Source organism: Arthrobacter sp. P1_B4 (genome assembly GCF_056406555.1).
In genome coordinates, this window is the sequence record NZ_JBFTZW010000015.1 from 1 (window position 1) to 13,879 (window position 13,879).

The window sequence follows — 13,879 nt, forward strand, 5'->3', positions numbered from 1 at the left end:
TTCCAGGCCTGGGCGTCCCAGATCTCTGCCCGGGATCCTGCGCCAATGACGGCGAGTTCCCGGCCAAGACCTGCATACTCCCGGAGCGCCGGCGGAATCGTCACGCGCCCCTGCTTGTCAGGTACCTCGTCCGAGGCTCCAGAGAGGAAAACACGGATGTAGTCACGTGCCTGCTTGGAGGAAATTGGAGCCTCCCGCATCTGCTCGTGAACCCGTCCGAATTCCGCCTCACTGAAGACGTAGATGCAACGCTCCTGGCCCCTTGTGAGAACCAGCCCGCTGGCAAGTTCCTCTCGGAACTTCGCGGGGAGGATAATTCGACCTTTTTCATCCAGACGCGGCGAATGTGTGCCGAGAAACACGGCCCACCGCCTGTCTGTCTTAGGAAGTCCAACGTCCCCTGTGCTGCCACTACCCTCTTACGTCCTCCACATTACTCCACATCGCTCCACAGTCAACGACACGCCCGGGATGTTTAGACAATTCTGCGGATGTTTATCCCCCTTCTTCCCAGCATTTGCAGGGAATCGGGACTGGTGGGGGAAAGTGGAGCGATTTTTGCCTGCTTGCCTCCCGCCCCGCACCGATTGACGGGGCGCACCGGCGCGGGAGCGAATAATTCGGTGCGGTTGTCCCTTTTGCGGCGCCGTCGAAGCCAAATTCCAGCAAGGCTGCAGCAAAGGCGCCGGAAATAACCGCGTTAAATGGCGAAAGACCCGCCGAAGCGGGTCTCGCGCCGCTCCCCGGCGGACCGGTGGCGGGAAGTGGAGGACTTTACGGGGCCGTCACTGAGCGGTTTAGGACTCGCCCCCGTGCCGTTCGTCCCAGCGCTGCTCGAGGTTGCTCATGAACGAACTCCTGGGCTTGCCCTGCTTGCGTCCGCCGGCTGCCCTGGCCTTGCCGACCGCAGAACTGCGCATCGTGGCGAAATAGACGCCGGCGCCCATCACAACAAAGCCGAGGACCCCGATAAAGATGTTTTGCATCGACACCCCGACCAATAACAGCAGCACGCCCGCGAGAGTCGCGAGCACGCCGATGACAAGGTGGCGGGTGGACCATGAGCGTCCGGGGACCGATCCCATTGAGCTTGCAAACTTTGGGTCGTCCTCATGCAGCTGCTTCTCAAGTTGCTCCAGCAACTTCTGTTCGTGTTCCGAGAGCGGCATCACGACCTCCTCAAGTCTGCCAACGTCCGGGCATGACGTGGCCATTGCCCTAATTCCCTAACGCCCGGGATTCCGAAGTGGTTCCCCCGTCACCGCCATTGGTGAAAAGGGGTCAATTCAGCTCTCCCGCGCCGGTCTCAGCTGGCCAGGTCGCCCGAACGGTCGATCCAGTAGTCCTAAACCTAGGTATTAATAAGGATAGATTGTTGCGGCCTGTTCTGAAAGACAGTCTTAAGGCCCTTTCGCCGCCGGAACCCTTGGGAACGGGCGGCCCGCCGGGGTTCCTGCCGGGCTTACTCGGTGGCGCCCCCGGAATCCAGGAGCCGGGCCGGAAGGACTGACTTGTTACCGAACTTCCGGGTGACAGCATCGAGGGCTTGTTCGGCGGCCCGCCAGTTGTCGTCCCGGCGGTCAAGACTGAGCTGAAGCGGGGCATCGGCGGCCTCTTCCAGCTGCTCGGCGCGGATGCCGACCAGCCGGACCGTCATGGGCCGCTCACCCACCGATTCCAGGAGCTGCACTGCCACCGCGTACAGGAGTTGGGCGCTGTCGATCGGTGTGCTCACGGTGCGGCTGCGGGTAATAGTGGAAAAGTCGGCGTAGCGCAGCTTGAGCGCCACGGTACGGGCGTGCATGCCGGCACTGCGGAGGCGCTCCGCCGTCCGGTGCGAAAGGCGCAGCAGCTCCCTGTGAAGCAGCGCGTCATCCGCGGTGTCAGTGGCGAACGTCTCCTCGGCACCAATGCTCTTTTCCAGGCGGACCGGCGTCACGGGCCGTGGATCGATGCCCCAGGAGAGCCGGTAGACATGCTCCCCCGATGCGCCCAGCAGCTTGCGCAGCGAGGGCAGCGGCGACGCGGCGACGTCCGCCACCGTCCTGATGCCCCGGCGGGCCAGCACCTCCACGGTCTTGCCGCCGACTCCCCAGAGCGCACTGACAGGAAGGCTGTGCAGGTAGGGGACGGTTTCCTCCGGCCGGATCAGCAGCAGTCCGTCCGGTTTGCAGCGGGTGGACGCGATCTTGGCCACAAACTTGCTGGCGGCGATGCCCACTGATGCCGTGATGCCCAGCTCCCGGAACACGCAGGCCCGGATGAGTTCGCCAATCTCCCGTGGCGGCCCGAGCCTCCGGATGGCTCCCCCGACGTCCAGGAACGCCTCATCCACGCTGAGCGGCTCGACGAGGTCGGTGATGGAACCAAAGATTGCCATGATCTGGCCGGACACTTCGTAGTACAGCTTGTGGCGGGGCTCGATGATGACAGCCGAGGGGCACATCCGCGCCGCCACCACCATGGGCATCGCCGATCTGACGCCGAAGGCGCGGGCCTCATAGGACGCGGAGAGCACCACGGAGCGGTCCGCGGGGTAGCCCACGATCACGGGCTTTCCCTTCAGCTCAGGCCGGCTGCGCAACTCCACGGAGACAAAGAAGGCGTCCATGTCCACGTGCATGATGCTGCTGCGCCGCAGTTCCAGCAGGGACTCCCCGCCCAGGCTGCCGGCGGGCTGGATCTGGGGCTGCGCATTCGAGGGCCCGTTGGGGTGCATATTCCTCTGCGCTCCCTGCTGATTCTCTGCGTCCGGCCCCACGTCTTCAATCCTATGCCCGGGGACTGACTAAACTGGAGGCTGATTCCGCTTCAACCCCAGGAGGAAAGTCCCTGTGAAGGTATTTGGACAGCGCAAACGTGCCGCAGCCGCCATTGCGGCGGCTGGCGCGCTATTGGCCTTGGCCGCATGCACGCCTGCCGGCACCGGGAGCCCGGCGGCGTCGCCGGCGTCGACCCCGGACGCCTCTGCGCAGTCCTCCACCACGGCTCCCCCCAGCCCTTCCGCGGAGCCCGGCACGTCAGCCACGGTCGGCGCCCTCGTGCCCGGCTTCCCGCAGAAACTCCTGCCGCTGATGCCCGGAGCCCAGGTGGTCTCCAGCAGCTTCGACAAAACCACGGTGCCGGCAACCGCGGCACTGGTCGGCAGCATCACCGCCCCGGCCGCCGATGTCCTGGCTTTCTACGCCAAGGGGCTGCAGGCGCAGGGCTTCAAGCCCGTACCCGGGGAAACCGTCGGCGCCCTGCCGTCCAAGGACTTCCTGCGCGGGGACAACGAAACCGTGAACATCTCCGTCATGCAGACAACAGGGGTGTCCACGTTCACGATCGGTGCGAACGTCGCTGCCGAGTCCGTCAAGTGAGTCTCGCCGAACAGCTGCGGCTCGAGCAGGCGGATTACGTGGCCGCCGTCGCCGGCAAGCTCACCGAGTTCCTGACCAGCCGCCAGGCCATCATGGCCTCGATCTCCCAGGACATCGATCCGCTCATGGGCTCGATCTCAAACCTGGTCACGGGCGGAAAGCGCCTGCGGGCGCTCATGTGCTACTGGGGATGGCGCGGCGCCGGCGGAGAAGCCGGCGCGTCGGAGGTGGTCACGGCCGGCTCGGCCCTGGAGCTGTTCCAGGCCGCGGCCCTGATCCACGATGACATCATTGACCGCTCGGACACCCGCCGGGGCGGACCCAGCGTCCACCGCAGGTTCATTGAATTGCACGAGGCCCAGGGCTGGGCGCTGGACAGCGAGCGGTTCGGCCATGCGGCAGCGATCCTGACCGGGGATCTCTGCCTGTCCTTCAGCGAGGAATCGTTCACGGAGATCGGACACCGTGCCGCCTCCGGCAGCCCGGCACGGCTGATCTTCAACCTCATGCGCGCAGAAGTCATGGCCGGGCAGTACCTCGACATCCTGGAAGAGGTCGCCGGGCCCCGGCGGGACCGTGCGGGGGCCGTCAGCCGGGCCCAGTCCATCATCCGGTTCAAGTCGGCCAAATACTCCACTGAACACCCGCTCGCCCTCGGCGGCGCCCTGGCCGGCGCCGGCGACGAGCTGCTGCGCGGCTATTCCGCCTTCGCCCTGCCGCTCGGCGAGGCGTTCCAACTGCGGGACGATGTCCTTGGCGTCTTCGGTGACCCCGTCACCACCGGCAAACCTGCCGGGGACGATCTCCGTGAGGGCAAGCGCACGGTCCTGGTGGCCTTCGCCCTGGACCAGGCCTCGGCGGCCGAATCAGAGTTCATCGACGCCAAGCTGGGCAGCCCCGATCTCGGGGATGCGGACATCGAGGAGATCCGGCGGATCATCGTGGACTGCGGCGCGCTCCAGGCCACGGAAGTGCTCATCGAGGAGTTCGGCAAGGCCGCCTTCGCTGCCCTGGACCTGTTGCCGCTTCAGGAGCTGCCCAAAACCGCGCTCCGCAGGCTGGCAGAAGCCACGGTCAGCCGCGCGGCTTAACCCTGCCCTCACGCCGGTAACGCCTTTTAACCGGTAACGCCTTTTAAGAGGTGCCTTGAAACGCGGCGGGCCGTGCACWGCGCTTGCGCTGTGCACGGCCCGTGATGGCACGTCCGGGGGATGCTGCCGGCGCAGTTGCTGCCGGTGTGCTTTTACCAGGCCAGTGATTGTGCCCTGCGGCGAATTTCGGTCTTGCGACCTTCCCGCAGGGCGTCAATGGGCCGGCCGCGGAGGGAATCGTCCGGCGTAAAGAGCCAGTTGATCAGTTCCTCATCCGAGTATCCGGCGTCTGAGAGAACAACAATGGTGCCTTTCAGGCTCTCCACCGCATGCCCGTCCTGGATGAAAGCCGCAGGCACGGACCGGATGCGCCGGTCGCCGATTCTCACGGCCGCCAGCGCACGCTCGTCCAGCAATGCATGGACCTTGGTGATAGATACGTTCAGAAGCTGTGCGACATCGGGCAGGGGCAGCCATTCGCCCACGAGGCTTTCTACATTACTCACGCATAAAGATTGCCACGGGCGGTGCCCCGCCGCCTAGTCGGCATCCGCAGAATTCACGCTGCGGCCATGGCCGGTCCCGCCGCGCCGGAATGCCGCCAGGCTTCACCAGGGACTCCCGTGGAACGACTTTCGGGCGACACTCCACCGGAAACTGGTTTGCGGAATGTCAAACGGTTCTTGTGCTAATTGCCAATTCATGAGAGATTCACATAGATCACATTTGTAACAGAAATAACTTTTGTCACACTGGTAACACCAGTTCTACCGGCCTGACCGCAGCGTTGCCGCTGAGAAGAGGATCTTTCCAATGACAACCTCACGTTCGCCACAGCTCCGTCCGGGGCGCAGCCTGCCGCTCATCGCGGCGACGACGGCGGCGCTTCCCGCCGTCGTGCTTTCCTCCCTGGCGATCGCCCAGCCTGCCGCAGCCGAATCGCGGGTGCGCTCGGTCCCGGCAACGCTCGCGGCCGCCATGCGTGCCCAGGCGAAGGCTGACGCGGCGACATCCCTGAAGACGGCAGTGATCCCGGCCGCCTCCGTCCCGGTGACGCTGCCGAGCGCCTTGCGGCCCGCGCAGGCGGCGGCTCCGGCCGCCTACACGATCGCCCGCGGCGACACCATCAGTGCCATTGCCGGCCGCTACGGCCTGGACACGTTTGCCGTGCTCAAGCTGAACAACCTGCAGGCGAACACGATCATCTACCCGGGGCAGAAGATCAAGCTCACGGGCTCGACGCCGGCGCCGGCAGCGCCCAAACCGTCCGCACCGGCGAAATCGACGCCGGCAACGCCCGCCTCGGGCGGCGGCAGCGTGTACGTCGTCAAGTCCGGCGACACCCTGAGCGCCATCGCCAGCCGCCACGGCGTTGGGCTTTCCGAGATCTTCAAGTGGAACGGGCTCGGGATGAGCTCCGTGATCTATCCCGGCCAGAAGGTCAAGGTCGGCGGCGGTTCCAGCACGCCGGTCTCTTCCGCGCCGGTGACGGCCGCCGCACCCAAGCCGTCGGCGCCCGCGCCGGCCAGTTCCGGCTCCTACACCATCAAGGCCGGCGACACCCTCTCCGGCATCGCGGCCCGCAACGGTGTCAGGCTCTCGGACGTCCTGTCGGCCAACCGGCTGACAATGTCGAGCATCATCTACCCCGGCCAGAAGCTCGTCATCCCCGGCGCGTCGACCATCGCACCGGCATCGAGCACGCCTGCCACCACCACGCCCCTCGTGCCCAGCACGTTCCTCGGGTTCAGCTACCCGGCCGCGGTGGTCAGCTCGGCCAACCAGAACAAGGCGCTGCTCAACGCCTCCCCGGTGCCCACCCGCCAGCAGATGAAGTCGATCGTGGCGGACACGGCCCGGCGCATGGGCGTGGACGCCAGTCTTGCACTGGCTTTTGCCTTCCAGGAATCCGGGTTCGACCAGCGTGCCGTGTCACCGGCCAATGCGATCGGCACCATGCAGGTCATCCCGTCCTCCGGCGAATGGGCTTCCGATCTGGTGGGACGCAAGCTGAACCTGCTCGATCCGTACGACAACGCCACGGCAGGCATCGCGATCATCCGCCAGTTGGTCCGCACGAGCCCGGATGTGGACACCGCAATCGCCGGCTACTACCAGGGCCAGTACTCGGTGAGCCAGAACGGCATGTTCGAGGACACCAAGGGCTACGTCGCCGCCATCAAGGCCAACCGGCAGCTGTTCGGCTAACCCCGGCCGTTCGGCCAACTACAGACTCCAGCACAGGCTCCCTTTCGGCGGAGCGTGACGCTACGGGCCCGGATCGCATGTTGATTCGGGCCCGTTTCTGTCCAGCGACTACGATTGTAAGGTGCAGGAATACGTGTCGGATGCTCTCGTAGGGAACCTGGTGGACAACCGCTACCAGGTTCAATCCAGGCTTGCCCGCGGCGGGATGTCCACCGTGTACCTCGCCACGGACCAGCGCCTTGAGCGTGATGTCGCGCTGAAGGTGCTCCATCCCCATCTGGCCGACGACCCGCAGTTCCTCGATCGGCTGGGCCGCGAAGCCAAGGCTGCCGCCCGGCTCTCCCACCCGCACGTCGTGGGCGTCCTGGACCAGGGCGAAGACGGCCGGCTCGCCTATCTGGTGATGGAATTCATCAAGGGCCACACGCTGCGGGATGTCCTCAATGACAAGGGCGCCCTGTCGCCGCGGCTGGCCCTGGCGCTGATCGATCCGGTCGTCGAAGGCCTCGGCGCCGCGCACGCCGCCGGAATGATCCACCGGGACATCAAGCCCGAAAATGTCCTGATCGCCGACGACGGGCGGATCAAGCTTGGCGACTTCGGCCTGGCACGCGCTATCTCGACGTCCACCAGCACGGGCGCCCTGATCGGGACTGTCGCCTACATCTCCCCCGAACTTGTCCTGGGCAAACAGGCAGATGCCCGCAGCGACATCTATTCGGTCGGGATCATGCTCTACGAAATGATCACGGGCCGGCAGCCGTTCGAAGGCGACGTGCCCATCCAGGTCGCCTACCAGCACGTCAATTCCACCGTCGCAGCGCCTTCGCTGGAGGTGCCCGGGCTGGCTGAGGAGATCGACGAACTCGTCCAGTGGTGCACGGACCGGGACCCGGACAAGCGCCCCGTCGACGGCAGCGCCCTGTTGTCCGAGCTCCGGCACATCAGGACCAACCTCAGCGACGCCGAACTCGACCTCCAGCCGCCCGCGGCCCGCAGCACCCTGCCGGCCGTGGCAGCACCGCCAACCCGGCCGCCAGGCGGTACCGGTCCGGCGTCGGACGCGCAGGCAACGGCCCACGTGCTGCCGCCCACCGGAATGCCCACGGAATTGCAGACTGAGGTATACGGCAGCCTCGCCCGGCCCACCGAGATGATTTCCCGCACCAGCGGCAACCCGACCACCGTGATGTCCGGTGCCCCGCGGCGTCCGGCCTACGGACCGTTGTCCACCCCGGACGAGGCGGCCTACGACGGCGCCGGGTATGACGGCCCGGCGGAGAGCGCGGTTGCCCCCAGCAAACGCGCCCAGCGCAAGCTGGACCGGGACGAGGAGAAGGCGCGCCAGCGCGCCGCCGCCACGCCCACCAGGACCCTGCACGAGGGCAACCCCCGGCGCCGCGGCTTGCTGTGGATCGTCCTGCTCGTCGTCGCGGCGCTGCTCGCCGCCGTCGCCGGCTGGTTCTTCGGCATGGGTCCCGGGTCGCCGGGAACGATTCCCCCGGTGGCGAACAAGACCGTTGCCGAGGCCCAGGACCTGCTCCGCACCGCCGGCTTCCAATCCACCGTGAAGGATGTCTTCGACGACGACGTCTCGCCCGGGCTCGTGGTCGGCTCGGAGCCGACCGCCGGAGAGGTCATCCGCAAGTTCCAGCCGGTGTCGCTGGCCGTCTCCAAGGGCCCGGAGCTGTTCCCGCTGCCGGAACTGGCCGGCAAGAGCCTGGGCGAGGCCAAGACCACGCTCAACGGCGCCCAGATGGCTCTGGGCCCGATCACCGAGACCTTCGACGAGAAGGCGCCGGCCGGAACCGTCCTTGCCCAGGCTCCGCGCAGCGGCAACCCGGTCAGGCACGGGACGCCCGTGGGCCTGACCGTCTCGAAGGGCCCCCAGCCCATCCCGGTCCCGGATGTCCGCGGGCAGGCGCAGGACACCGCTGTAAAGGCCCTTGAAGATGCAGGCCTGAAGGCCGTGGTGGCCCCGGAAGCAGTCAATGACAGGAATGTCCCCGAGGGCGCGGTGCTGGCGCAGGACCCGGCCTCCGGCAACCTGACCAAGGGCGGCACCGTCACCTTGACCATCTCGAAGGGCCCGAAGCTCGTCGAGGTGCCCAGCTTCATCGGCAAGCAGGCCTCGGAGGCCCAGGAAGCCCTTGAGAAACTCGGCTTCAAGGTCCAGGTCGATAACATCCTCGGCGGTTTCTTCGGCACGGTCCGGGACCAGAATCCCGTGGACACGAAGGCCCCGGAAGGCTCGACCGTCACGCTCACCGTCGTCTGACCGGCACCCCGCTCCGGCCCCTGCCGTCGCACAAGAAAGCTCCGCCCGGCTGCTGTAGCCGGGCGGAGCTCTTTGTCAGAACGCGTTCTGTGGGAAACGTTCTGTCGGAATGCGTTCCGCCAGACGCGTTCTGTCCATCAGTGCGTCAGCGCTTGGAGAGCGCTCCGGCCACCAGGAACGCCATCTCGAGCGACTGCATGTGGTTCAGGCGCGGATCGCAGACGGACTCGTAGCGGTCCAGGAAGGCTTCCTGGTCGATCGGGTCTGCTCCGCCGAGGCACTCGGCGACGTCGTCACCCGTCATCTCCACGTGCAGGCCGCCGGGAACGGTGCCGAGCGCGTGGTGGACTTCGAAGAATCCGCGCACTTCATCAATGACGTCGTCGAAATTGCGGGTCTTGTAGCCGTTGGGCGAGGTGACCGTGTTCCCGTGCATGGGGTCGGTGACCCAAAGGACCTGGGCCCCGGAGGCGGTGACGCGTTCGACGATCGCCGGCAGCTTCTCGCGGATGTTGCCCGCACCCATGCGGGTGATGAAGGTGAGCCGGCCGGGCTCCCGGTTCGGATCCAGCTTGTCGATCAGGCGCAGGGCGTCGTCGCCGCTGGTCGACGGGCCGAGCTTGACGCCGATCGGGTTGCGGACCCGGGAGAGGAAGTCGACGTGTGCGTGGTCCAGCTCGCGGGTCCGCTCCCCGATCCAGAGGAAGTGCGCGGAGGTGTCGTAGGGCAGCCCCGTGCGCGAGTCGATGCGGGTCAGGGCGCGCTCGTAGTCCAGCAGCAGGGCCTCGTGGCTCGCGTAGAATTCCACCCGCTTCAGGGCCTCGAAATCGGCACCGCAGGAGGCCATGAACTTGATGGCGCGGTCGATGTCCCGGGCCAGGGACTCGTAGCGGGCGTGGGCCGGGTTCTCGGTGAAGCCCTTGTTCCACTGGTGCACCAGGCGCAGGTCCGCGAAACCGCCCTGGGTGAAGGCGCGGATCAGGTTCAGCGTCGAAGCGGAGGTGTGGTAGGCCTTGAGCATCCGGCCGGCGTCGTGGGCGCGGGACTCGGGCGTGAAATCGTAGCCGTTGACGATGTCGCCCCGGTAGGCCGGGAGGGTGACGCCCTCGCGCGTTTCATCGTTGGAGGAGCGGGGCTTGGCGAACTGGCCAGCCATGCGGCCCATCTTGATGACGGGCATGGCCGCGCCGTAGGTCAGGACAACGGCCATCTGCAGGATGGTCCGGACGCGGGCGCTGATCTTGTCCGCCGTCGCGGCTTCGAAGGTCTCGGCGCAGTCGCCGCCCTGGAGCAGGAACGCCTTGCCCTGCGCGGCGGCGGCGAGCCGTTCGCGAAGGATGTCCACTTCGCCGGCGAACACGAGGGGCGGGAGGACGGAAAGTTCCTTGACGGACGCCTCGAACACAGCCGGGTCCGACCAGGTGGGCTGCTGCGAGGCCGGGAGCTCCCGCCAGTTGTCCAGTCCGGGATAGTTGGCGGCTCCGCTCTGGGCGGTGCTGGTCAGCGGGGAAACTGGTTTCTCAGATAGCTCGGTCACTATCTAAGGATAGTAGTCCCATCAAGGTTCGGGGGCCCTGCCTGTCATTGACAGCCCGGCTGCCGTCATATGGCGCCCGTGGCCCGCTCATGCGGGGCCGGGAACCTCCGGCCCCGCGTCCCCGGCAGCGGTTTCATTCGGGGTTTCCGGTGGGGCCGTGTTTGGGGCTTCGTTCGGGGTATTGCCGGCGGCCGCATCCTGCACCGCGTCAGGGCCCGCAAGGGTTCTGTCCGGGGCCGCGTCCTGCGCTTTGCCCGCCAGGCGGAGCTTTACGACGGCGGCGTACTCATCCACGTATTCCTGGCCGGAGAGGCGCATGAGTTCGTACATGATCTCGTCGGTCACTGAACGCTGGATCAGCCGGTCATCCTCCATGCCGTAGTAGCGGCTGAAGTCGAGCGGTTCGCCAAAGATCATGCCGATGCGGCGGATGTTGGGCACGCGCTTGCCGATCGGCTGGACTTTGTCCGTTCCGATCATTGCCACCGGGACGACCGGAACACGGGCCTGCAGCGCAAGGCGCGCAACCCCCACCTTGCCGCGGTAGAGGCGCCCGTCGGGGCTCCGGGTCCCCTCGGGGTAGATGCCCAGGAGGGAACCCTTCTTGAGCACGTCCATGCCGGCGTTCAGCGACTGCGCGGACGCAGCGCCCCCGGACCGGTCCATGGGGAGCTGGTTGGTGAGCCGGAAGAAGGCTGCGGTCAGCCTGCCCTTGATCCCGGTGCCGGTGAAGTATTCGGATTTCGCCAGGAACGCCACCGGCCGCGGCACCATGACCGGCATGAAGATGGAATCCGAGAAGGAGAGGTGGTTCGAGGCAAGGATCGCGGCGCCCTCAGCAGGGACGTTGTCAAGGCCCTTGACCCAGGGCCGGAACAGCAGCCTGAGCACCGGCCCCAGGACAAACGTCTTCATGAACCAATAAAACACTCGGTAACCTCTCCGGAAGGCGTCTGGCCTGCGGCCCGAACCGGGTCCGGCCAGGCTTCAATGGACACCTTACTCTAGTGAGTTTTGGCGCTAAGGGTGACACGATGGGCTCATGACTGAAAGCAGCACTCCCCCTGCGCCCGCCGCTTTCAGCTACCCCGGCCACGGCCCCAACGCCCGGACCGGTGTGGCCATCTGCCACGGCTTCACAGGCAGCCCGCTCAGCGTCCTGCCGTGGGCCCGCCACCTCGCCGCCCAGGGCTTCGCCGTATCGGTACCGCTTCTGCCCGGGCACGGCACCCACTGGCGGGACCTCGCCCGGCAGGGCTGGCAGGACTGGTACAGGAGCTTTGAAACGGCGTACCTGGACCTGGCCGGCCGGACTGATGACTGCTACGTCGCGGGACTGTCCATGGGCGGCACGATCGCCCTGCGTACCGCGGCCCGCCACGGCGTGGCCGGCGTGGCCGCCGTCAACCCCGGCCTGAGCTTCTATGACCGCAGGGTCCGGATCGTGGGACTGCTCAAGTACTTCCAGCGCACCACTACGCCCATCCAGGAGGAGAATTCCACGGCGGCCACCACCGACGACGGTGACTACTCCGTGACCCCGCTGGCCGCCGTCCACCAGTTGCGCCGGCTGTTCGCCGCGACCCTCCGGGACCTGCCGTCCGTCTCCGCCCCTGCCCTGGTGTTCAAGTCGGACACCGACGCCGTGGTCCCGCCGTCATCCCTGGCGCTGCTGCGCAGGCGGCTCGGGTCCCGGGAACTCACGGTGGTTCCCCTCCCGCACAGCGGGCACGTTGCCACCCTGGACGCCGATGCGCCGCTACTCTTTGAAGAATCAGTGCGTTTCTTCCTGCAGCACGCCCACGCCATTTCGCCGCCCCGCGCCCCCTCGGAGACCCCATGAGCATCCTCCCGGACCACTCGCCGTTCAGCAGCCCGTTCACGGGAACCATCCCCCGGACCGGCGTCGTGGTCTCGCACGGCTTCACCGGCAGCCCGCACGGTGTGCGGGACTGGGCGTTGTCCCTGGCCGGTGCCGGGTTCGCCGTCCGGCTGCCCCTGCTGCCGGGGCACGGAACGAGCTGGCAGGAGCTGGCCAAGACCCGGTGGCAGGACTGGCATGCTGCCTTGGACGCGGCATACCTGGAGCTTGCGGAAGAATGCGACATCGTGGTCGTGGCGGGGCTGTCCATGGGCGGCGCCCTCGCGTTGCGGATCGCGGCCACCCGCCCCGTGGCGGGGGTGGTGGTGGTCAACCCCGGCCTGGTTATCGATGATCCCCGCGCCCCGCTGGCGGGCGTCTTGAAGTTTGTCCTCAAGAGCACCCCTGCGATCGCCAATGACATCCTCAAACCGGGCATGGACGAGTGCGCCTACCCGCGCACTCCGGTGGCCGCCGCGCACGAGCTCAACAAGATGTTCAAGGACACCGTGCGGCTGCTGCCCCGCGTCACGGCTCCGGTCCGGGTCTACCGTTCCACGGTGGACCATGTGGTGTCCGAATCCAGCATGGAGGCCCTGCGCCGCGGGTTGACCAACGCCCCGCTCGAGGTGGTCCGGCTGAAAAACAGCTACCACGTCGCTACCATGGACAACGACGCGCCCGAGATCTTCCGTGGCACGGCCGAATTTGTCCGGTATGTTGCAGCCGCAGCCGGTCCGGGCGCCGCCCGCGCCAGCCGGAAGGACACGGCCAATGACTAAACCGGACCCCGGCGTCCCTGACCCCGAGACCCCTGACCCCGAGATCCCTGACCCAGAAAACGACAGGTCGCCTGGCGCTGACGCATCCGGCCTCCAGCGCCCGGGCACCACCCCGCCCCCTGAGGCGCAGGACCCGGCCGCCGCGGCCGCACCGCTTGCCGATGACGACGCCGTGTGGCTGGATCTCGTCGCCAGGCTGGAAGGGGTCGGGCAAGGCGGGGACGAGGCAGTTGGGGGAACTGACGGCCCGGCCGGCGGAACGGACAGCGCCGCCGGCACCGGCGCTCGCTCCGGCGCCGGCACCGGTGCGAACAGGTCGTTCAGCGATTTCGACCCGCTGGGCCTCGCCGGCGTCGCGCCGATCGAACTTTCCGCCAGGGAGCGGCTCGCCTCCGCCCCGGGCAACCCGGCCGCGGGCAGCAATGAGGCACCGGACACCGCATCCGGCCCCCGGGACTACGAGGCCGACGACGATGATGGCGTGTTCGTCCCGGAGGAGCCGCCCAGCCTGGCCGGTGCAGATCCGATGACCGTCCTTGCCTGGATTGGCGCGGTGGGCGGCCCGATTGCGCTCGTGTTCTCGGCGATGTTCTGGCGGTCGGCCCCGACGCTGGCGATCGTGGGCATGGTGGCCGCGTTCGCGGCCTCCGTGGTGTTCCTGATCATGAAGCTGCCGGGCGAGAAGGACGAGCACGACGACGGGGCTCGCATCTAGTCCACCGGTCAGGGCGCCAGCCACCGCGCTGGTTGGTTCAGGGCC

General features: G+C 67.1%; 13 protein-coding genes. 7 read left to right on the forward strand and 6 right to left on the reverse strand.

Annotated features, from left to right (window positions below):
* The 3 genes from mraZ to dinB form a co-directional block, all read right to left on the reverse strand.
* On the reverse strand, nucleotides 1-362 hold a 362-nt coding region (gene mraZ / locus AC1D1W_RS08460), incomplete at its 3' end, for a division/cell wall cluster transcriptional repressor MraZ (RefSeq protein WP_476943424.1).
* 435 nt (nucleotides 363-797) lie between these two features.
* Nucleotides 798-1,169: a DUF3040 domain-containing protein gene (locus AC1D1W_RS08465; RefSeq protein ID WP_243179532.1), complete on the reverse strand. Its 372-nt coding sequence runs from the start codon at nucleotides 1,167-1,169 to the stop codon at nucleotides 798-800.
* A gap of 293 nt (nucleotides 1,170-1,462) precedes the next feature.
* Nucleotides 1,463-2,719 (reverse strand): DNA polymerase IV, encoded by a 1,257-nt coding sequence (dinB, locus tag AC1D1W_RS08470; protein ID WP_476943425.1) that lies wholly within the window; start codon nucleotides 2,717-2,719, stop codon nucleotides 1,463-1,465.
* 115 nt (nucleotides 2,720-2,834) lie between these two features.
* Between dinB and AC1D1W_RS08475 the strand changes: the two genes are divergently transcribed.
* Nucleotides 2,835-3,362, forward strand: a complete 528-nt coding sequence (locus AC1D1W_RS08475; RefSeq protein WP_028275890.1) for a RodZ family helix-turn-helix domain-containing protein — start codon at nucleotides 2,835-2,837, stop codon at nucleotides 3,360-3,362.
* Nucleotides 3,359-4,453, forward strand: a complete 1,095-nt coding sequence (locus AC1D1W_RS08480) for a polyprenyl synthetase family protein (RefSeq protein WP_476943426.1) — start codon at nucleotides 3,359-3,361, stop codon at nucleotides 4,451-4,453. Before AC1D1W_RS08475 ends, AC1D1W_RS08480 begins: the two co-directional genes overlap by 4 nt.
* 152 nt (nucleotides 4,454-4,605) lie before the next feature.
* Here the strand turns inward: AC1D1W_RS08480 and AC1D1W_RS08485 are convergent, their stop codons facing one another.
* Nucleotides 4,606-4,959, reverse strand: a complete 354-nt coding sequence (locus AC1D1W_RS08485) for an Rv2175c family DNA-binding protein (protein ID WP_026266238.1) — start codon at nucleotides 4,957-4,959, stop codon at nucleotides 4,606-4,608.
* A gap of 307 nt (nucleotides 4,960-5,266) precedes the next feature.
* Here AC1D1W_RS08485 and AC1D1W_RS08490 point away from each other — a divergent pair, with 307 nt between their 5' ends.
* Together AC1D1W_RS08490 and AC1D1W_RS08495 are read left to right on the forward strand one after the other, a co-directional pair.
* On the forward strand, nucleotides 5,267-6,661 hold the full coding sequence (locus AC1D1W_RS08490; protein ID WP_476943427.1) for a lytic transglycosylase: 1,395 nt from the start codon (nucleotides 5,267-5,269) through the stop codon (nucleotides 6,659-6,661).
* Between the two features lie 121 nt (nucleotides 6,662-6,782).
* The gene (locus AC1D1W_RS08495) at nucleotides 6,783-8,939 is read left to right on the forward strand and encodes a Stk1 family PASTA domain-containing Ser/Thr kinase (protein WP_476943428.1); all 2,157 of its coding nucleotides are present in this window, start codon (nucleotides 6,783-6,785) and stop codon (nucleotides 8,937-8,939) included.
* Nucleotides 8,940-9,084: 145 nt separating this feature from the next.
* Here AC1D1W_RS08495 and AC1D1W_RS08500 read toward each other — a convergent pair whose 3' ends face one another.
* Both AC1D1W_RS08500 and AC1D1W_RS08505 read right to left on the reverse strand, forming a co-directional pair.
* Nucleotides 9,085-10,479 carry a class II 3-deoxy-7-phosphoheptulonate synthase gene (locus AC1D1W_RS08500; protein WP_243179595.1) on the reverse strand — a complete coding sequence of 465 codons (1,395 nt, stop codon included), beginning with the start codon at nucleotides 10,477-10,479 and terminating at the stop codon, nucleotides 9,085-9,087.
* A gap of 84 nt (nucleotides 10,480-10,563) precedes the next feature.
* A complete protein-coding gene (locus tag AC1D1W_RS08505) occupies nucleotides 10,564-11,406 on the reverse strand; it encodes a lysophospholipid acyltransferase family protein (RefSeq protein ID WP_476943429.1) in 843 nt (280 codons plus the stop codon).
* Nucleotides 11,407-11,518: 112 nt separating this feature from the next.
* Between AC1D1W_RS08505 and AC1D1W_RS08510 the strand changes: the two genes are divergently transcribed.
* Genes AC1D1W_RS08510 through AC1D1W_RS08520 form a run of 3 tightly spaced genes read left to right on the forward strand, consistent with a single transcriptional unit; the run spans nucleotide 11,519 to nucleotide 13,834 of the window.
* Nucleotides 11,519-12,319, forward strand: coding sequence for an alpha/beta hydrolase (locus AC1D1W_RS08510; protein WP_476943430.1), 801 nt, complete (start codon nucleotides 11,519-11,521; stop codon nucleotides 12,317-12,319).
* The gene (locus tag AC1D1W_RS08515) at nucleotides 12,316-13,119 is read left to right on the forward strand and encodes an alpha/beta hydrolase (protein ID WP_476943431.1); all 804 of its coding nucleotides are present in this window, start codon (nucleotides 12,316-12,318) and stop codon (nucleotides 13,117-13,119) included. The genes AC1D1W_RS08510 and AC1D1W_RS08515 overlap by 4 nt, the downstream gene beginning before the upstream one ends.
* On the forward strand, nucleotides 13,112-13,834 hold the full coding sequence (locus tag AC1D1W_RS08520) for a hypothetical protein (protein WP_243179540.1): 723 nt from the start codon (nucleotides 13,112-13,114) through the stop codon (nucleotides 13,832-13,834). The genes AC1D1W_RS08515 and AC1D1W_RS08520 overlap by 8 nt, the downstream gene beginning before the upstream one ends.
* The last annotated feature ends 45 nt before the right edge of the window (nucleotides 13,835-13,879 follow it).

Coding starts and splice junctions, on each gene's coding strand:
- AC1D1W_RS08465 (WP_243179532.1), bottom strand. CDS start 1,169: ATGCCGCTCTCGGAACACGAACAGAAGTTGCTGGAGCAACTTGAGAAG.
- dinB (WP_476943425.1), bottom strand. CDS start 2,719: ATGCACCCCAACGGGCCCTCGAATGCGCAGCCCCAGATCCAGCCCGCC.
- AC1D1W_RS08490 (WP_476943427.1), top strand. CDS start 5,267: ATGACAACCTCACGTTCGCCACAGCTCCGTCCGGGGCGCAGCCTGCCG.
- AC1D1W_RS08510 (WP_476943430.1), top strand. CDS start 11,519: ATGACTGAAAGCAGCACTCCCCCTGCGCCCGCCGCTTTCAGCTACCCC.
- AC1D1W_RS08515 (WP_476943431.1), top strand. CDS start 12,316: ATGAGCATCCTCCCGGACCACTCGCCGTTCAGCAGCCCGTTCACGGGA.
- AC1D1W_RS08520 (WP_243179540.1), top strand. CDS start 13,112: ATGACTAAACCGGACCCCGGCGTCCCTGACCCCGAGACCCCTGACCCC.